Origin of the sequence: Corynebacterium sp. HMSC067D03 (assembly GCF_001811185.1) — a bacterium.
In the GTDB taxonomy this organism is placed as follows: Bacteria; Actinomycetota; Actinomycetes; order Mycobacteriales; family Mycobacteriaceae; genus Corynebacterium; species Corynebacterium coyleae.
The window spans coordinates 1-18,455 of the sequence record NZ_KV803834.1 but is presented as its reverse complement, the minus strand read 5'-3'; the positions used below and the strand labels follow the sequence as shown (position 1 = coordinate 18,455).

The 18,455-nt window shown below is 62.5% G+C and carries 20 protein-coding genes; 15 read left to right on the top strand and 5 right to left on the bottom strand.

What is annotated here, in order from left to right; genetic code table 11:
* The first annotated feature begins 32 nt into the window (after positions 1–32).
* Positions 33–1,226, top strand: coding sequence for a mannose-6-phosphate isomerase, class I (manA, locus tag HMPREF2785_RS08050; protein ID WP_070614829.1), 1,194 nt, complete (start codon positions 33–35; stop codon positions 1,224–1,226).
* On the opposite strand, the gene HMPREF2785_RS08045 is transcribed toward manA, so the two are convergent.
* A complete protein-coding gene (locus tag HMPREF2785_RS08045) occupies positions 1,216–2,202 on the bottom strand; it encodes a hypothetical protein (protein WP_070614827.1) in 987 nt (328 codons plus the stop codon). The genes manA and HMPREF2785_RS08045 overlap by 11 nt on opposite strands.
* Before the next feature lie 186 nt (positions 2,203–2,388).
* On the opposite strand from HMPREF2785_RS08045, the gene HMPREF2785_RS08040 reads away from it, so the two are divergent.
* From HMPREF2785_RS08040 to secA, 9 genes are all read left to right on the top strand, one after another.
* Positions 2,389–2,742 carry a DUF4259 domain-containing protein gene (locus HMPREF2785_RS08040; protein ID WP_070422853.1) on the top strand — a complete coding sequence of 118 codons (354 nt, stop codon included), beginning with the start codon at positions 2,389–2,391 and terminating at the stop codon, positions 2,740–2,742.
* A gap of 12 nt (positions 2,743–2,754) precedes the next feature.
* On the top strand, positions 2,755–3,360 hold the full coding sequence (locus tag HMPREF2785_RS08035; RefSeq protein WP_070422854.1) for a dTMP kinase: 606 nt from the start codon (positions 2,755–2,757) through the stop codon (positions 3,358–3,360).
* 46 nt (positions 3,361–3,406) lie between these two features.
* Positions 3,407–4,090 (top strand): MtrAB system response regulator MtrA, encoded by a 684-nt coding sequence (mtrA, locus tag HMPREF2785_RS08030; RefSeq protein WP_083279481.1) that lies wholly within the window; start codon positions 3,407–3,409, stop codon positions 4,088–4,090.
* A 72-nt stretch (positions 4,091–4,162) separates the two neighbouring features.
* Complete coding sequence (gene mtrB, locus HMPREF2785_RS08025; RefSeq protein WP_371326169.1) at positions 4,163–5,830, top strand: MtrAB system histidine kinase MtrB; 1,668 nt, start codon at positions 4,163–4,165, stop codon at positions 5,828–5,830.
* Positions 5,827–7,551, top strand: coding sequence for an MtrAB system accessory lipoprotein LpqB (lpqB, locus tag HMPREF2785_RS08020; protein ID WP_070422855.1), 1,725 nt, complete (start codon positions 5,827–5,829; stop codon positions 7,549–7,551). Before mtrB ends, lpqB begins: the two co-directional genes overlap by 4 nt.
* An 11-nt stretch (positions 7,552–7,562) precedes the next feature.
* On the top strand, positions 7,563–8,180 hold the full coding sequence (locus HMPREF2785_RS08015; RefSeq protein ID WP_070614826.1) for a ComF family protein: 618 nt from the start codon (positions 7,563–7,565) through the stop codon (positions 8,178–8,180).
* Positions 8,181–8,228: 48 nt separating this feature from the next.
* The gene (locus HMPREF2785_RS08010) at positions 8,229–8,624 is read left to right on the top strand and encodes a hypothetical protein (protein WP_070449560.1); all 396 of its coding nucleotides are present in this window, start codon (positions 8,229–8,231) and stop codon (positions 8,622–8,624) included.
* A 137-nt stretch (positions 8,625–8,761) separates the two neighbouring features.
* Positions 8,762–9,481, top strand: coding sequence for a ribosome hibernation-promoting factor, HPF/YfiA family (hpf, locus tag HMPREF2785_RS08005; protein ID WP_070449563.1), 720 nt, complete (start codon positions 8,762–8,764; stop codon positions 9,479–9,481).
* Positions 9,482–9,638: 157 nt separating this feature from the next.
* Complete coding sequence (secA, locus tag HMPREF2785_RS08000) at positions 9,639–12,206, top strand: preprotein translocase subunit SecA (protein WP_070422858.1); 2,568 nt, start codon at positions 9,639–9,641, stop codon at positions 12,204–12,206.
* Positions 12,207–12,269: 63 nt separating this feature from the next.
* Here secA and HMPREF2785_RS07995 read toward each other — a convergent pair whose 3' ends face one another.
* Positions 12,270–12,785: a hypothetical protein gene (locus tag HMPREF2785_RS07995; protein ID WP_070614824.1), complete on the bottom strand. Its 516-nt coding sequence runs from the start codon at positions 12,783–12,785 to the stop codon at positions 12,270–12,272.
* A 153-nt stretch (positions 12,786–12,938) separates the two neighbouring features.
* Between HMPREF2785_RS07995 and HMPREF2785_RS07990 the strand changes: the two genes are divergently transcribed.
* Positions 12,939–13,352: an HAD-IA family hydrolase gene (locus HMPREF2785_RS07990; protein WP_070422860.1), complete on the top strand. Its 414-nt coding sequence runs from the start codon at positions 12,939–12,941 to the stop codon at positions 13,350–13,352.
* Positions 13,352–13,846 carry a DUF6912 family protein gene (locus tag HMPREF2785_RS07985; RefSeq protein ID WP_070614822.1) on the top strand — a complete coding sequence of 165 codons (495 nt, stop codon included), beginning with the start codon at positions 13,352–13,354 and terminating at the stop codon, positions 13,844–13,846. Before HMPREF2785_RS07990 ends, HMPREF2785_RS07985 begins: the two co-directional genes overlap by 1 nt.
* Here the strand turns inward: HMPREF2785_RS07985 and rsgA are convergent.
* Both rsgA and aroA read right to left on the bottom strand, forming a co-directional pair.
* Positions 13,820–14,845: a ribosome small subunit-dependent GTPase A gene (gene rsgA, locus HMPREF2785_RS07980; protein WP_070482350.1), complete on the bottom strand. Its 1,026-nt coding sequence runs from the start codon at positions 14,843–14,845 to the stop codon at positions 13,820–13,822. The two genes, HMPREF2785_RS07985 and rsgA, sit on opposite strands and share 27 nt — an antisense overlap.
* A complete protein-coding gene (gene aroA, locus HMPREF2785_RS07975; RefSeq protein WP_070614820.1) occupies positions 14,845–16,125 on the bottom strand; it encodes a 3-phosphoshikimate 1-carboxyvinyltransferase in 1,281 nt (426 codons plus the stop codon). The genes rsgA and aroA overlap by 1 nt, the downstream gene beginning before the upstream one ends.
* 13 nt (positions 16,126–16,138) lie before the next feature.
* Here aroA and HMPREF2785_RS07970 point away from each other — a divergent pair, with 13 nt between their 5' ends.
* The gene (locus tag HMPREF2785_RS07970; RefSeq protein ID WP_070614845.1) at positions 16,139–16,795 is read left to right on the top strand and encodes an SOS response-associated peptidase; all 657 of its coding nucleotides are present in this window, start codon (positions 16,139–16,141) and stop codon (positions 16,793–16,795) included.
* 7 nt (positions 16,796–16,802) lie between these two features.
* On the opposite strand, the gene ybaK is transcribed toward HMPREF2785_RS07970, so the two are convergent.
* Positions 16,803–17,267, bottom strand: a complete 465-nt coding sequence (ybaK, locus tag HMPREF2785_RS07965; protein WP_070422862.1) for a Cys-tRNA(Pro) deacylase — start codon at positions 17,265–17,267, stop codon at positions 16,803–16,805.
* A gap of 34 nt (positions 17,268–17,301) precedes the next feature.
* Here ybaK and HMPREF2785_RS07960 point away from each other — a divergent pair, with 34 nt between their 5' ends.
* Both HMPREF2785_RS07960 and HMPREF2785_RS07955 read left to right on the top strand, forming a co-directional pair.
* The gene (locus HMPREF2785_RS07960) at positions 17,302–17,922 is read left to right on the top strand and encodes a sigma-70 family RNA polymerase sigma factor (RefSeq protein ID WP_070422863.1); all 621 of its coding nucleotides are present in this window, start codon (positions 17,302–17,304) and stop codon (positions 17,920–17,922) included.
* On the top strand, positions 17,922–18,173 hold the full coding sequence (locus HMPREF2785_RS07955) for a hypothetical protein (protein WP_070422864.1): 252 nt from the start codon (positions 17,922–17,924) through the stop codon (positions 18,171–18,173). The genes HMPREF2785_RS07960 and HMPREF2785_RS07955 overlap by 1 nt, the downstream gene beginning before the upstream one ends.
* Positions 18,174–18,455: the final 282 nt, after the last annotated feature.

Sequence of the window (18,455 nt, the reverse complement as noted above, 5' to 3'; positions counted from 1 at the left end):
GTTTGCGCTCACGCAGAACCAAAGGAGGCCACATGGAGCGATTGGATGGGGTACTGCGACCCTACCCATGGGGGTCGCGGACGCTGCTCGCACAGCTGAGGGGGACGCCCTCGCCGAGCGAGAAGCCCGAGGCCGAACTGTGGTTTGGTGCCCACCCTGCCGCCCCAGCGACCATTGATGGACGTGGCCTCGACGAGATCATCGCCGAGGACCCCCAGGCAGCATTGGGCGACCGCGTGATTGCCCATTATGGCGAGCAACTGCCGTTTTTGGTGAAGTTGCTCGCGGCGGATTCCCCGCTGAGTATCCAAGCGCACCCGTCGCGCGAGCAGGCCGTTGCTGGCTTCGAACGGGAAAACGCTGAGGGCATCAGCCTCAACAGCCCGCAGCGCAACTACAAGGACTCGAACCCGAAGCCGGAACTTATCGTCGCGTTGACTACGTTCCGTGCGATGGCGGGCTTTCGCCCTGTGGAGCAGATGACCGAGTTGTTCGAGGCGTTTTCCTCCCCAGCCTGGGACCGTTACGCAGCACTACTGCCGGCGGCCGGCGGTGCAGGAGACATGCGGGTGTTGTTTACTACCCTGGTGTCGTTACCCAAGCCCGCGCTGACGGAGGTGCTCGACGCCGTCGGACATAGTGCCCGCACGATTGCCGATGGAGGCACCGCAGCCCACCCTGCGTGGGTTGTGGAAGCAGCCGAGGTATTCCTTGAACTAGCGCAGCGTTACCCGGGCGACGCTGGTGCGTTTGCGGCTCTGCTGCTCAACATTGTCACCCTCAAGCCGGGTGAGGCGGCGTTCCTCGGCGCAGGTCAACTGCATGCCTACCTCAGCGGTCTCGGCGTGGAGGTCATGGAAAACTCCGACAACGTTCTGCGCGGTGGTCTGACCACCAAGCACGTAGATGTGCCAGAGCTCGTGCGTGTACTCGACTTTTCTTCGTTGGAATCGCCGCGCGCAGACACCGAGGAGGTGGCTGGCGGGACGCGATTCGTGCTGCCGGTGGAGAGTTTCACCGTGAGCATGCACGAGCTTGATCAGGGCGAGTTGCGTATCGACGAAGATGGCCCCGCAATCGCACTCTGCACCGCGGGCACCGCCACGGACGGGACAATGTCAATCGCCGCTGGGGAGGCTGTGTGGATTCCCGCAAGCGATGGTGCGGTGACCCTGCGGCCTGCAACGGATGGGGAACCCACCCAGGTGTTTGTGGCTACCGTGTAACGCTTCGCGCGATCTGGTCAAGCGCCTCGCGGGGGCTAAAGCCCTCATCCGGCTGGGGGTATCCGGCCACGTCCTCCTTGCCCGGCACACGCGCCCGGGCAGTTGTGGGCGCAGATGCCTGCGACTGCAGTTGAGCCTCCAGCTGGTCTGCAGGAATCGCCTTGTTGTTTTCGGGGTGCTCATCGCGATCGTTCTCACGCGAGGTTGGCTCGGCGGGGGAGGAGCCGGGTGCGGGTTTGCCGTCCTTGATCTTCGGCTCGTTGTCCGCAGATGTGCCGGGGCCGCGCTCGGGCTCGGATGGTGCCGTGGGGATCCCGGAGGTGCCTGCCGAGTCGGTCTCAGTCGGCGTTTGTGCAGACGTGCCAGGCGTGTCCGGCGTGGACGGGTGCGACGCCTCAGGCGTTGGCTGCGGCCTGGACTCCGACGGGGACTCAGGCGTTGTCTCGGGGCGGTTCGGCCGTTCTTCGCTCGTTGTTCCAGACGGGCGGGTCGACTGTGAGGCTGACTGCGGCCCCGATCGCTGTGATTGCGGTGCCTGCTGGGCCGACTGGGCCGGTGGCGGCACAACGATGTTGGTCGGGCGGTACACCTTGGTCGGCTGCGCCGGATCTGCCTGGCCCACCACTGCGTGCGGTGGCAGGTATGGATCGTTCTGCGCCGCATAGTTCGGGTTGACGTGGTGCGTGCCACCCTGCATGCCGTGTTGTGCGCTGTAGTCCTGGTCTACCGGTGCATCGTTTCCGTCAGTGCGCCCATCTGCAGAGGTTTCTGTTGTCGACGAGTCGGTCGCTGTGCGGGAACTCGACGTGCTTGAGGTTGTCGAGTGCGCGCTGGTGGTGTCTGCGGCCTCGGCGGAAAAGCCTGCGTGGTCCGAAGGTGCGGTGGACGATGACGCCCATACGGTCCAACCGGTCAGGCCAGCAAGCCCGAAGCCTGCAGCAAAAAGAGCAGCGGTACGGCGGTTGGTCGGTTTCACGTCCCCGCTCCTTCCACGGTCGGCGCGCAGCCCTTACATCACGAATTGGTAACAGTATGGTGGTGTAGGAATGTTTATAGCACGTCGTACGGCGAAGGTGTACCCCCATAAGGTGCAAGTGCCGTATATAAAGACGTAATAGATACCGTGTTTGCAGCACTCGATACAGACGGAAGGAGCGTCACAGTGACGACCTGGGACGAGCAGATTTTCACCATTGACACCAATGCAGATTTCCTCGACGAGATCTCTGACCTGGATACCGACGAGATTGTGGAAGCAGTGCGTGACGCCGTGCTCCTCGCCGCAAATGGGGATTCCGCAAGCGAAGATGAGATCCTCAACGGCCAGGCTGCGGCGACGATCGCTGCAATTTGGTCGGGTGCACCTTTTTCTGCCGGTGATGTGGCAGAGGCGTACCCGTTCATCCGTCTGCGCCCGGACGAGATCGACGAGAAGCTCGTCGAGGCTGCTGCTGCGGTATTGGAAGCAGTGGAGACCGAGGCGGACCTTGAGCAGTTCCTCGAGGCGCTGGCCTAACGGTTTGCGGCCATGATTATTGCGTTTGAAGGTATCGATGGCGCGGGCAAGAACACGCTTGTCACCGCGATCAAGAAGGAACTCAACGCCGACACGCTTGCGTTTCCGCGTTACGAGGACTCCATTCACGCCCAGCTCGCACAAGACGCGCTGCACGGGCGCATGGGGGATGTGACGGATTCCGCGTTTGCGATGGCGACACTGTTCGCACTTGACCGTCATGGGGCGAAGGCGCTTCTCGACGAGTACGTCGACGATCCGTCCCGCGTCCTCATCTTGGACCGCTACGTGGCCTCTAACGCCGCGTACACCACTGCGCGCACCGGTGACGATGCCGCCTTGCGCTGGGTGGAAGACCTGGAGTTTGGGCGTTTGGGGTTGCCGAGGCCGGACTTGCAGGTGCTCGTCGATACGAGCCCGGAGCTTGCGCGGGAACGCGCAGCGAAGCGCGAGACGCAGGACGCAACGCGTGCGCGCGATCGCTACGAACGCGATGGTGGCCTGCAGGCCGCAACGTATGCGATGTACGGACGGCTGGCGGAAATGTCGTGGGGTGGGCCGTGGGTACGCGGCTCGGATCCTGCGGTTATCATTCAGGCAATACGCGACCTGGCATAGGCCTCGTCATTTCAACCCCTATAAGAGCCCTGACAAAGGAGTACATGTGGCCCACAAGATCCTGGTCGTGGACGATGACCCGGCGATCAACGAGATGCTCACCATCGTGCTTGAGGCCGAGGGGTTTGAGACGAGTTCCGTCACCGATGGCGCTGAGGCCGTTGGCGCGTGGCGCAGCTTTGATCCGGATCTGATCCTGCTCGACCTGATGCTGCCAGGCGTCAACGGCATTGATATTTGCCGCGAGATCCGCAAGCAGTCCGCCGTGCCGATTGTCATGCTGACAGCGAAGACCGACACGGTGGATGTGGTGCTTGGACTGGAGTCTGGTGCGGACGACTACATCACCAAACCCTTCAAGCCGAAGGAACTGGTCGCCCGAATCCGCGCGCGTCTGCGTCGTACTGACGACGAGCCGGCGGAAATCTACGAGGTTGGCGATCTGACCATTGACGTTCCGCAGCACACCGTGACTCGCGGCGGCCAGGAAATTCAGCTGACCCCGCTCGAGTTTGACCTTTTGCTGGAAATGGCACAGAAGCCGAACCAGGTGCACACCCGCGAGGAGCTGCTGGAGTCCGTGTGGGGCTACCGCAACGCTTCGGATACGCGCCTGGTCAACGTGCATGTCCAGCGTCTGCGCTCCAAGATTGAGCACGACCCGGAGAACCCGGAGATCATCCTCACTGTGCGTGGTGTGGGCTATAAGACCGGCAAGCCGGGGGTGTAGTCGCTGAATGCGCTCAAACGCGCACGCGAACGCGTAGCGCACGCATGGTCGACCTCGTTGCAGGTGAGGTTCGTGGGCACGGTACTTATCGTGTCCGCCATCGTGATGTCCGTGCTTGGGTTTGTGCTGGCGTCGGTGGTCACTAGCCGCATCACCGAGGCGAAGCTGGAAACCGCGAGTGTGGAGATCGAGCGCGCACGCGCCACCGTCGAATACCAGCTGGACAACAGCGGCAGTTCCGCCTCGCTGCAGGCGCGCTTGAACTCAGCCCGTGCAGGTTTGACCCAGCGCGCACAGGAACACTCGGACACGTCGAGCTTTTACGAGCCGGTCTTGGTGGCGGAAAGCGGTGGCGGGGTGGTGACCTCGTCGCCGGAGTCGTACCAGATCCCAGAGCGCTTAGCGCAGTTCGTCAACGACGGAAATGTGGCCTACCAATTCGCCACTGTGGAACGGCCGGATGCGACGTTGTATGACGCGTTAATCGTCGGTACACCAACGAATGCGGATATCCCGAATCTGCAGCTCTACCTGGTCATGAATATGGAGAGCGAAACCACCACCGTTGCACTGATGCGTGGCATTTTGGCTATCGCTGCGGTGATCGTCGTGGTGCTTTTGATGGGCATTGCGTGGCTTGCGTCGCAGCAGATTGTGGCGCCGGTGCGCTCGGCGTCGAGAACTGCTCAGCGTTTCGCGTCTGGCCATCTGCGCGAGCGCATGCCGGTCGATGGCGAAGACGAAATGGCAGTGCTGGCCATGTCCTTCAACAACATGGCGGACACGCTGTCTAAGCAGATCAACAACCTGGAGGAATACGGTGATCTGCAGCGCCAGTTCACCTCTGATGTTTCCCACGAGTTGCGCACGCCGCTGACTACGGTGCGTATGGCCGCAGACATGATCGCGGCGAACGAGGATTCGCTCGAACCGTCGACCAAGCGCGCTTCCCAGTTGATGATCAAGGAACTCGACCGCTTCGAGGCGCTGCTCAATGATTTGCTGGAAATTTCGCGTCACGACGCCGGCGTGGCCGAACTCTCCACCACCAGCATGGATGCTCGCGGGCCGGTGGAGTCTGCATGGCAGCAAACCCAGCACCTTGCCGACGAGTTGGATGTGGAAGTCGACTTTGACATCCCGGAGGAACCACAGACGATCGAGGGTGACCCACGGCGTATCGAGCGCATCGTGCGCAACCTGGTGGCCAACGCCATCGACCACTCGGAGGGCAACCCGGTGAAGGTTGTGATGCGTTCCAACGACGAGGCCGTGGCAATCACCGTCACCGACCGCGGTGTTGGGCTGAAGGAAGGCCAAGACGAGTTAGTGTTCAACCGCTTCTGGCGCGCGGACAAGTCCCGCAAGCGCCACTCGGGCGGCACCGGCCTGGGCCTGGCTATTGCGCGCGAGGATGCGCTATTGCACGGCGGCATCCTCGACGCCGCTGGCACGCACGGCGTGGGTTCCCAATTCCGCCTGGTGCTGCCGAGAGAAGTCGGGGCGAAAATCAACGTCGCCCCGTTGGACTTGGTCGCGCCGGGACAGAATGCTGCCGAGATCCAAAGGGCGCCTGTTGCCGCCAAGGAAGCAGGAGATGCCGAAGCTGACGCCAGCAGGGGAGTGGACCTCTCCACCGATAGCGGGGCCGGTACCGGCGCTGCTGGCGGAGCTGCCGGCGGAGCTGCTGGTGCAGTAGCACCGGATCCGCAGCCTGAAGTCCAGGAGGAACATCGATGAGGACGAATAAAGCTGCATCGTTGGCGCTGTCGGCCGTGGCCACGTTGACTGCGATGTCCCTGCTGTCGGGGTGCGCAACGCTGCCAACCAACTCGGCACCTCACGTGCTGCGTCCGTTTACGCCGGCGGAGTCTCCGACGCCGGATGCTGGTCCCGCGGAGGATGAGGAGCCAGACTTGCTGCTGCGTGGGTTCTACGCAGCATCGGCGATTCCGGACGGCGACTACGAAATGGCGCGTGCTTACCTGACGGAGAGCGCTGCCCAGGCGTGGGATCCAAGCGGGCAGAAGCTGATCGTGGACAGCTTCGGCGTGACCACGCTGCCGGGGGCCTCGGCAGGGAAGCGTCGCTTTGCGGTTCACGGAAACGTAGTTGGTGCGGTGCACACCGGGGGATCGTTTGCTCCGGAGCGCGGCAAATACGAGGCAGAAATCGAGCTGGACATGATCGATGGGCAGTGGCGTATTTCGTCGCTACCCGCGGGTGTGGTCATGGAGCGAACTGAGCTGCGTAACCAGTATCAGCCGTATAACCTGTACTTCTTTGATGCCGACGACCGTGAGTTGGTCACCGACCGCCGTTGGGTTCACTCGCGTCGCGAGGCCCTGGCGGGTGACTTAATCGGGTTGCTTATGGAGGGGCCTGCGGAGCGTCTGCGTCCAGCGTTGCCCAATGCGTTGCCGTCGAAAGTGGCCTATACGGGGTTCAAAGACGGCGCGTTTACCTTTACTGGTTTCAGCGAAGTCGACGCCGCACGCCGCACGCAGTTTGCTGCCCAAGTGGTGTGGACCCTTGCCACCGCCGGCATCACAGGTCCGTATCGTTTGGAAGCCGACGGCAGCCCCCTTATCGAAGGCGCTGACGAACTCGGTACCGACGACTTTGCGGACGAGAGCCCACTGGTGGAAACCGCGGGTGAAAGCACGCTCTACGCGCTCGTCGATGGGCGCATTTTGCGTGTCGACGGCCGCACCACCCAGGCCGTCGACGGCAGCCTCGGCAGCTCTGGCCAGATCACTTCAGCCGACCTGGCCAAGGGTGGCCAATGGGCTGCTGTCTTCGGCAAACCAGACGATGACAAGGACGATGTGCTTCGCGTGGGCAAATTCGGTGCCCGCGAGGAAGAGGTTATGCGGGCGCGTACATTCACACGCCCGAGCTTCGAAGCGAACGCGGCGGCGGTGTGGTCGGTTGCAGACGGCAAGCGGATCCTGCGCACAGTCCAATCCGCAGCCAGTGGCGAATTGTCCACCGGCGAGGTGCACGTCGACCTGCCAGAAGGCGTGGACGGCAACATTTCTGTGCTGCGCCTGTCGCGCAGCGGCACCCGCGTGGTCATGGTGATCGACGGAAAGCTCTACACGGGCATTGTCCAGCGTGGCGCTTCCGGCGAACGCTCTATTGTCAATGTGCTCGAGTACGCCCAGGAGCTCGGTGGCAGTGTCGTATCTGCCGAGTGGCGTGCGGATGGTTCGCTCATCGTCGGTACCTCCGCCCCGTCGCCAGTGCTGCGTGTGGAGCAGGACGGCTCGTCTATGACCGCGTTGTCGGCGGGCAATATTTCGGCTCCGGTGGTGGCAGTGGCGGCGTCGCCAAGCATGCTCTACGTCACTGACGTCAATGCTGTATTGCAAGTGCCGGCCTCAGGTGCGGATAACCCCATCTGGCGTGAGGTGCCAGGTCTGGAAGGTATGCGCGCGCTACCGATCATCGCGCGGTAGGGGAGTCAGGGATGCTGGGGGATATCGGGGAGTTGCTGCTACCGCGCAAGTGCGCCGGATGCGGCGTGCCGGGTCCGCTGTTGTGCGCCACCTGCCGGATGGAGTTGGCGCACCCGCCGCAGCGCGTGTTTCCCAACACCACACCGATGGTGCCGGTGTTCGCATTAGGTGCCTATGCGGGTGCGCACCGTGGGGTGGTGTTGGCAATGAAGGAACGTAACCACCTTGCCGTGCGTCGCCACGTCGGTGCGGTACTCAACGCCGGGCTGGACTACTTGGAGGCGCGCGGCGATATCGCAGTCGGCGCGGTGCTGGTTCCCGCACCGACGAAGGTGTCCTCGGCACGCGCCCGCGGCGGCGACCCCGTGGAAGCTATCTGCCGCGCCACCCGGCGCAGTGTCACACCCGCGTTGCTACTCGACGCCAGCGCTGCCGATCAGTCGAACCTTGACGAGTCTTCGCGCCGCGCAAACCTGTCCGGAGCAGTACGGCTTGCCGCCATCCCTGCAGGTCCCGTGGTTCTTATCGACGACGTCGTAACCACCGGCGCAACCCTCCAGGCCAGTGTGTCCGTGCTGCTCGCCCACGGGGTTGACGTGAGTGCGTGCGTGACCGTGTGCGCAGCGTAACCGCAGGCCAAATATGTGTTTTTGCAGGTGTCCAGTAGGGTCACAGGAATGAAATTGCGTCTTCTTCCACTCGTGTGTGCCCCGGTTCTCGCGTTGGTCGGTTGCTCGACTGCAGAGATCACCCCACTTCATGAGGCCCGTGTTCAGGAGGTCTCCGAAATCCGTGACGCCCTTGCCGGCACGGACTTCGACTGCACCAACTGGCAGGAGTTGAAGCAGGAAGAGGGCGTGTGCATGCAGAAGGAAAAGGGCCAGATCAAATTCAAGCTCGACGGCACGCCTGAGGATTATGCGCGCTACCTCATGGAGGAGCAGTTCCCGTACGCAAAGGAAGTCATCGTCGGCGAGAACTGGGTTGGCCGCTGCGATAACACTGATGAGGGCACCTGCCAGACCATCGCTGAAGGTCTCGGTGCAAACGTGAAGCAGAGCACCCGCAGCTAAGCATCCGCTGCTCAACACCCGGCAGCGTAGCTCTCAGTAAGCTCATAGCGAACATTTTGCGAACCCCCGTGTATTGGTCATAACCAGTTGTATAGTGGTGATGGACAAAGTTCCTACTACCCACAGGGAGGAAGCACATGACTTCTGCAGACCAGAATGCCGTACAGGGTGGCGCACAGGGGGAGGGTCTCGGACCCGATGTGGCGTTGACCATCACCGGCCGCAACGTTGAGGTTCCGGAGCACTTCCAGGAACGCGTAAGCGGCAAGTTGGCAAAGATTGCGAAGCTCGATCCGACTCTGAATTCCTTCCACGTTGAGCTCAAGCATGAGCCGAATCCGCGTCGTGAACAGGAAGCGGAACGCATCCAGATCACCGCAACTGGCTCGGGCCACCTCGCACGCGCTGAGGCGAAGGAAGACACCTTCTACAACGCCTTGGATGCCGCAGTGGCAAAGCTGGAGCGTTCGCTGCGCAAGGTCAAGGCTCGTCGCACCACTCCGATGTCTGGCCACCGTGCACCGAAGGGCGCCGGCAAGCTGGCCGCTGAGCTTGAGGCTGAGCAGAAGGCAGCGCAGGCTCGCGAGGCTGCTGCGCAGGGTCCGTACGATGTTGACCCGTACGAGGATCAGGTTGAGGATCTGACCCCGGGTCAGGTCGTTCGTACCAAGGTGCACTCCAACGCTCCACGTAGCGTGGATGATGCGCTCAGCGAGATGGAGCTGGTTGGACACGATTTCTACCTCTTCATCAACGAGGAGACGAACCGTCCGGCTGTGGTCTACCGCCGTCACGCGTTTGATTACGGTTTGATCGAACTGGCTGATGAGGCGGAAGCCGAAGCAGGCGAGAAGTAGCGCTTGCGCTGTTACCCGCACGGTCCTGTGAAAGGGGCCGGGCGGGTTTTGTCGTCGATTAGCAACGCCGGGTTGTTCTCTGCAACGTAGGCGTGCGTACAATGGCGGGTTGTTACACCTTGGCCCTGCCTACTCCAGTAGTAAAGGATTTTCTCACGTGTTTGGACTGTCGAAGCTGCTCCGCGCCGGTGAGGGGCGTACCGTCAAGCGCCTGGCGAAGATCGCTGACCAGGTCATGGCCCTGGACGATGAATACGCGGCGCTGACCGATGAGGAACTTAAGGCGAAGACCGCCGAGTTCAAGCAGCGCATCGCCGACGGCGCGAGCCTCGACGACATTTTGCTCGACGCGTTCGCGACTGCCCGTGAGGCGTCGTGGCGCGTGCTGGGACAGAAGCACTACAAGGTGCAGATCATGGGTGGTGCCGCACTGCACTTCGGCAACGTCGCTGAGATGAAGACCGGTGAAGGCAAGACGCTGACGTCGGTGCTGCCGGCGTACCTCAACGCGCTGTCCGGCAAGGGCGTGCACGTGGTCACCGTGAACGACTACCTGGCTAAGCGTGACGCCGAGATGATGGGTCGTGTGCACCACTTCCTCGGCCTGGAGGTGGGCGTGATTCTGTCGGAGATGCGTCCGGCGGAGCGCAAGAAGGCGTACGACGCTGACATCACCTACGGCACCAACAACGAGTTGGGCTTTGACTACCTGCGCGACAACATGACGCGTTCGGTCAACGAAATTGTGCAGCGTGGCCACAACTTTGCGATTGTGGATGAGGTTGACTCGATTCTTATCGACGAAGCCCGTACCCCACTGATCATCTCCGGCCCGGTCGATGGGTCCAGCCAGTTCTACTCGGTGTTCGCACAGCTTGCGCCGCGTATGCGTGAGGGCATCCACTACGAGGTGGATCACCGCAAGCGCACCGTCGGTATTTCCGAGGAGGGCGTGGAGTACGTCGAGGACCAGTTGGGCATTGACAACCTGTACGCGCCTGAGCACTCCCAGTTGGTGAGCTACCTCAACAACGCGATCAAGGCCAAGGAGCTCTTCGAGCGCGATAAGGACTACATCATCCGTCAGGGTGAGGTCATGATCGTGGACGGTTTCACCGGCCGTGTGCTCGCGGGCCGTCGTTACAACGAGGGCATGCATCAGGCCATTGAGGCCAAGGAGCAGGTGGAGATCAAGAACGAGAACCAGACGCTGGCCACCGTTACCCTGCAGAACTACTTCCGCCTGTACGACAAGCTCTCGGGTATGACCGGTACCGCTGAGACTGAGGCGGCCGAGCTGCACCAGATTTACAAGATGGACGTTGTGCAGATCCCGCCGAACCGTCCGAACCAGCGTGTGGACCGCGACGACCTGATCTACAAGACGCAGGAAGCCAAGTTCGCGGCCGTTGCGGAGGACATTGCGGAGCACGCGGAGAAGGGCCAGCCGGTGCTGGTCGGTACCACCTCGGTGGAGCGTTCCGAGTACCTGTCGCAGCTGCTGACCCGCAAGGGCGTGGCCCACAACGTGCTCAACGCGAAGCACCACGAGGAAGAAGGCCGCATCATCGCTGAGGCTGGCCTGCCGGGCAAGGTGACCGTTTCCACCAACATGGCTGGTCGCGGTACCGATATCGTGCTGGGTGGCAACCCGGAAATTCTCTTGGATGCGAAGTTGCAGGAGCAGGGCCTCGACCCGTTTGAGGACGAGGAGCGCTACCAGGAGGCGTGGAACGATCAACTGCCGAAGGCGAAGGAACGTTCCAAGAAGCTTGGTGATGAAGTCCGTGAGGCCGGCGGCCTGTACGTTATTGGTACGGAGCGTCACGAGTCGCGTCGTATCGACAACCAGCTCCGTGGCCGTTCCGGCCGTCAGGGTGACCCGGGCGAGACCCGTTTCTACCTGTCCATGCGCGATGAGTTGATGGTTCGCTTCGTGGGTCAGACCATGGAGAACATGATGAACCGCCTCAACGTTCCGGACGATGTGCCGATCGAGGCGAAGATGGTGTCCAACGCCATCAAGGGCGCACAGTCGCAGGTTGAGAACCAGAACTTTGAGATGCGTAAGAACGTGCTCAAGTACGACGAGGTGCTCAACGAGCAGCGCAAGGTGGTCTACGGCGAGCGTCAGGAGATCCTGGCGTCGAAGGACATCAAGGACCAGGTGCGTCGCATGATCGAGTCCACTATCACTGCGTACGTCGATGCGGAGACCGCGGAAGGCTACGTGGAGGACTGGAACCTCGAGGAACTCTGGCACGCACTCGAGTCCCTGTACGGCCCGTCCGTGACGCCGCAGGAACTCATCGATGGTGACGAGTACGGTCGTCCGGGTGAGCTGACCTCGGCACAGTTGCGCCAGGCGCTTCTCGACGACGCCAACGCCCTCTACGACAACCTCGAAGAGAACATCTCTGCGATCGGCGGCGAAGAGCAGATGCGCAACCTGGAACGCATGGTGATCCTGCCGATCATCGATACGAAGTGGCGCGAGCACCTCTACGAGATGGACTACCTCAAGGAAGGTATTGGCCTGCGTGCGATGGCGCAGCGCGACCCGCTGGTGGAGTACCAGAAGGAGGGTGGCGACATGTTCAACGCCATGAACGAGGCGATCCAGGAAGAGACCGTGCGCCAGCTGTTTGCCATGCGTAAGCAGTTTGAGACCCAGCCAGCCCAGGCTGCTGAGGGCGAGACTGACGGCGGCACCGCCACCGTCTAAAACCGCCGCTGAACCCACTGTTTGGGGCCACTGTTTGGGGCCACTGTTTGGGCCAGTGCGGTCTCACACTGAGGGCAACGCCCTGGTGAGGGCGTGAGGAGCCGTCTGCGACGTGTTGCGCGCAGGCGGCTCCAGTATTTTGAACGACTGCAGTTTGCCGTCCGCCATCTTCGCGGCAAAGGCGAGGCGTCGCCCGCCTTTCTCCACGGTGCCGTAGAACTCGCCGGCCTCACCAGAGTGGCAGGTGATCACCCGGACGTGCTGGGTGGGCAGGACTGCGGTGTTGCGGGTGTGGGCGCGGAGTTGGAGCTGGGCTCGTCGATACGCACGGATGTGTGTGCGCACCGACGTACTGAACCGCGAGGCTGTCATGACAGTCGGGTCGTAGCCTCCGAACGCAGCGCTGATGGCCTGGCGCACGAGAGGGTCGACGCGTTGATTGGTCTGTGGTGTGGCGCTGAGCGCGGTGTCCGGCTCGAGCACCGGCGGCGCCGGTTTCGGCGCGGGCGTGCGGCGCTCAGGTGCGAGGAGTTGAATGTGCTGGTGGCCGGGAACGCTGTAGTACCTGGTTGTGGGCATGTGGGAATCCTCCGTCACGGGAGGGGGTGGGCGCGGCGCGGGGTAGGTATCATTGTTCACGATTGGCGCAATGAAATAAAGAGTGTGCGCACTAAAATACGCATCACGTACGCGAAATACGCAGCTAACGAAAGCTAACGAAAGAAGGCCGAAGTGCAGGGTTTGATCATCGACTACGCAGGTGTGCTGGACACGGGCGCTGAAGACCAGAGCCGCTGGAAGACCCTCATCGAGGAAGCCAAGAAGAAGGACGTCTCCGTGGCCATCCTCTCCAACGAGGCAGCTGAGGGCGAGATTGCGGACGCGATCCGCGAGTGGGAGTTCAAGGGCGTTGTCGACGCGGTTGTGCTCTCCGGCGAGATCGGTGTGGAAAAACCGGAGCGTGCAGCGTTCCAGGCGGCAGCCGACGCGATCGGCCTGGACATGAACGAGTGCGTGATGATCGACGATGACATCATGAACATCCGCGCCGCAGTGGAATACAACCTCATTGGCATCCTGCACACCGCGCTGGACCGCACTGCGGTAGAGATCCAGTCCCTGTTCGACATTGAGGGCGAGTTCTAGTGCGCGTCTACATCCCGGCAACCTTTGGCATGCTGCAAGCGCTGCAGGACAACGGTCTGTTGCATGCGCGCAGCGGGTGGGGTTTTTCTGCGACGAAAGCGTTGCAGGAGTTCTTCACCTCGGGCGATCTCGAAGAGATCGAAGATGTGGCGTTCGATGACGCAGCGTTGGCGTCGCTACGCCTGCTCGCCATTGGGGACGAGGAGCGCTTCCCGCACCGCCGCGTGGTCATCTCCGTGGACGTGGACGCGACTGAAGCGCCCGATATGGGCGAGTCTGTGGTGAAACTGTCCGGCCCGGTGAATCTTGAGGACGTCGCCGCGATCCATGTGGACATCAAGGAATCCGAAGAAGTCACCGCGAAGGCCATCGAGGTGGTCGATGCCGCGGATCTTGGCGACGAAGACGCGGAGCTGACCGTCGGCGACGCCCAAGACAACTACATGGCGTTCTATCACCCAGACGAGTTAGCGTTCCTCCTCGAGCTGCTTTAACTCCCACTCGTTATTGCTGTGTAGCGCCTCCAGCAGGTGGCGCACAGCCAGCGCGCGGCGCCCGATGGGGGATTCGGCGTCGAGCGTGTCCCAGGCACACTCCGGGTCCGCAGGCGGACCCAAGTGGGTGCAGCCGCGGGAGCAGCCTTCGGCGGCCTCGGCGAGATCGGGGAAGACCTGCACGATTTGTTCCGGGGCGACGTGTGCGAGGCCGAAGGAGCGGATACCGGGGGTGTCGATAATCCAGCCACCGCCGGGTACCTCCAGCGCCACGGACTGGGTGGAGGTGTGGCGGCCCTTGCCCACGCCGGAGACCTCGCCAGTTTCGCGGTCCGCGTCCGGGACGATGCGGTTGACCAGGGTGGATTTGCCCACGCCGGAATGGCCGATCAGCGCAGAAACGCGGTCGCGGATGTGTGTGAGCAGTTCCGCGATGTCGTCGTCGACGCCGGTGCGCAGCACCTCCACACCAAGGTCGGCGAGTTCACGCTCGAAATCGGTAGGGTCGGCCAAATCAGACTTGGTCACGCACACCACCGGGGTCACGCCGCCGACAAACGCGGCGACTAAGGCGCGCTCCACAAACCCGGTACGCGGTGGGGGATCGGCGGCGGCAACCACGATGAGCAGCAACTCAGCGTTGGCAACGATGATGCGCTCGTACGGGTCCGTATCGTCAGCCGTGCGGCGCAGGACAGAGGAACGCTCCTCGCGCTTCACAATGCGCGCCAGCGTGTCCTTCGCGCCGGAGGTGTCACCGACGACGCCGACACGGTCGCCGACCTCGATCGAGGTGCGCTTCAGGTCCCGGGCGCGGGTGCATTGCAGGCGCGTGGCGTCGTCGTCAAGCACGACGCCCCAACGCCCACGATCCTTCGCCACGACCAAACCGAACTTGGCATTATCGTGCGACGGGCGGTTCTTCGAGCGTGGCCGTGAGCCCTTGCCGGGGCGGACGCGGACGTCGGATTCGTCGTAATCGGAAAACTTGCGGCGCATTACTTGGAAACCATCTCCAACCACATGTCCTCAAACCCAGGAAGCGTCTTCGCGGTGGTTGCAATGTTTTCCACCTGGACGCCCTCCACAACCAGACCGATGATGGCGCCGGCGGTGGCCATGCGGTGATCGTCGTAGGAACGCCACGTCCCGCCATGCATCTCGGTCGGAGTGATACGCAGGCCGTCGCCGAGTTCCTCGCAGTTGCCGCCGACGTTGTTGATCTCGTTGGTCAGCGCCGCCAGGCGATCCGTCTCGTGGCCGCGCAGGTGCGCAATGCCAGTTAGCTCGCTCGGGGTGGAGGCGCACGCCGCGATGACGGCGACGGTGGGGGCCAACTCGCCGATGTCGCTCATGTCGAGTCGAATGCCCTTTAGCGTGCCAGGCTTCGGGCCGCGCACGCGCAGGGTCTGGGTGGAGCCGTCGGCGATGAGTTCGACCTCGCAGCCCATGCGCTCCAAGACGGTACGGATCACTGCACCCGGCTGGGTGGTGCGCAGCGGCCAGTTCGGGATACGCACCTCGCCGCCAGTGACAGCTGCCGCGGCGAGGAAGGGTGCTGCGTTGGACAGGTCGGGCTCGATCACCCAGTTAGTGCCGCGGATCGGCTGCGGGTCAACGTCCCAGGTGTCACGGGTACCGGTGACCTTCACGCCAGCCTCTGCGAGCATGTCCACCGTCATCTCAATGTGCGGCATCGACGGCAACATGCCACCCGTGTGGCGGATGGACACGCCACGCTCGAACCGGGGCGCAGACAGAAGCAGGCCCGATACGAACTGGGAGGAACCAGAAGCGTCAATCTCCACCGGGCCGCCGTCAGCCTTGCCGGTGCCGTGGACGGTAAACGGCATCCCGTCACCCGCAACGGACACGCCGAGGGTGCGAAGGGCGTCGAGGATAACCGCGATGGGGCGGTTGCGGGCGTGGGGGTCGCCGTCGAAAAGCACAGGCCCCTGCGCAAACGCCGCAACCGGCGGCACAAACCGCATCACGGTGCCAGCAAGACCGCAATCAACCTCCGCGCCGCGCAACTCGCCCGGGGTCACACGGATGACGTCGCGGTCGTGCTCGAAGCCGGTGCCCATGGACGCCAGTGCGGCCTCCATAAGATCCGTATCGCGCGAGCGCAGCGCCCCAGTCATCGTCGACGGACCAGCGGCAAGTGCCGCCAGCACGTAGGCGCGGTTAGTCATGGACTTTGACCCCGGCACCCGCTGCGTGTGGGTGATCGGGGCCGGATGGAACGGTGCGGGCCACATGTTCGTCATGAACGTCATAATAATGGAGCGCATGTGCGGACGATTCGTTCTTTTCACTACTGGCGACGAGCTCCTCTCCGAGGTAGCCACCCTGCCCGGCATCAACCACGTCGAAGCGCCCGACGGCACCCCGCCGTCGCGCTACAACATCGCGCCGACAAACCAGGTGCCACTCATCCGGATCGCAGAGCAGACTGCGCGTATCGACGCCGCCCGCTGGGGTCTCCTCCCAACCTGGAAGAAAGACGACACCGGCATGCCTCTGTTCAACGCACGCGGAGAGACGGTGGCGGAGAAGCCCTCGTTCCGCAGCGCGTTCAAGGCGCGGCGCGGGCTGATGGTGCTCGACGGCTACTACGAGTGGAAGCAAACCGAATCCGGCAAGCAGCCCTACTACGTGCGCCCTGCAGAGGGCTTGCTGTACGCGGCGGCACTGTGGGAGACCGGGCTGGACCGGCTATCCACCACGATGATCACCACCGACGCCACCGACAACATGGCCTGGCTCCACCACCGCCTACCGCTCTTTCTGCGTGACGACGAAATCCGCCAGTGGGTCGACGGCACCCCAGAGGAAGCACTAGAACTTGTGCACCCCTCGCGCGTGGCCGACACGTTGCAGTGGAACGAGGCCGCAAAGGAAGTAGGCAACGTGCGCAACGACTACGCGGAGTTGATCTCGGGCTAGTCCAGGGCTATTCAGTCCCGATAGGCGCGAACTTCGCGTTGGTCAGCTCCGCCAGGTCGGTAGGCGACAGCGCAATAGAAAGGCCCCGTTGGCCGGCGGAGACGGTGATGGTTTCGAGGTCGGCGACGGAGTCGTCGATAAGCGTAGGCATGCGCTTGGTGGTGCCCAGCGGGGAGATCCCGCCCACGACATAGCCGGTCGCACGCTGCGCCTGAGCAGGATCGGTCATCTCCGCACGCTTCCAACCCAGCGCTTTCGCCGCCGCCTTGAGCGAAAGGTGGCCGGCGACGGGCACGCAACAGATCGCCATGTCGCGTTCGTGATGGATCACCAAAGTCTTCAGCACCGTGTGGGGGTCACGGCCCAACTCAGCAGCAGAATGGGCCCCGAAATGATCCTTGCTCGGGGTGTATTCGAGCACCTCATGAGGGGTTTGAGAAAGGGCGCTCAGTGCGCGAGTCTTAGCAGCCATGGGGCGATTTTAGCGCTGACCTACAATAGCGAGCATGCCCGAAACCGAGCTTGATCAAGAAGCAAAGGCACGCTTCGCAGAAGAAGCCATGCCGCTGCTCGACCAACTCTACGGCGGAGCCCTGCGCATGACCCGCAACCCGCAAGACGCCGAAGACCTGGTGCAAGAGACCTACCTCAAGGCGTACAAAAACTTCGACAGCTTCACGCCCGGTACCAATCTCAAGGCGTGGCTGTACCGGATCATGACCAACACCTACATCAACTCGTACCGCAAGAAACAGCGCCGGCCGCTGGAAACCTCCGCGGACGAAGTGACGGATTACCAGTTGTACTCCTCGAGCTCGCACGACTCGACGGGACTGGAATCCGCCGAGGTTGAAGCGCTCAAGGCAATGCCGAACTCGCGGATCTCCGAGGCGCTCAACGCGTTGAACGAGGACTACCGCATGGTGGTCTACTACGCCGATGTTGAAGGGCTGGCGTACAAGGAAATCGCCGATGTGCTGGACATCCCTATGGGCACTGTCATGAGCCGACTGCACCGTGGAAGAAAACAACTGCGCGGCATGTTGAAAGACGTGGCGAAGGAACGAGGCATTGGCCTCGACCACGCGGACATGCAGGACACCGACACTGCGGCGAAGGAGAAGTAATGGCTACGGGACACGGATGCGAAGCGACATACCGCCTGCTGTGCGAACTTTTCGACGAAGAGACTTCCCCACAGCGCCGCGAGGAAATCACCTCCGAGATCGCGCAATGCCCGGAGTGCCGCAGTATTGCCGAGTCTGAACGTGCCGTTCGCGCCATCGTCCGGGATTGCTGCCAGCCAACGAAGGCTCCTGAGCCGCTGCGCGAGCGCATCATCACCACTATCTCCTACACCGAGGTCACGTGGCACTAGGGCGCTTTTAGGGGGTTTTAGGGGGAGTTCGGGGGCTGGTTGTTGTGGCCTTTCTCATCGTCTAGCTGGGCTTGTGATGCTGCTAGACGGTCTCGTTTTGGCCTCTGTGTTTGCCCTGGTGGTGTTGGGGTTGTTTGTCGTTATGGGGCTGATCGTCTAGCTGGTGTTTCGGGGTGCCAGACGATGAGCGTTGGGGTGGTGGACTGGTGTGTTCGTGGGGTTGAAACGCCCTGTTTTCGTGTCTTGAGGTCTGTTATGGCGTGCCTGGTCCTAAAACGGGGG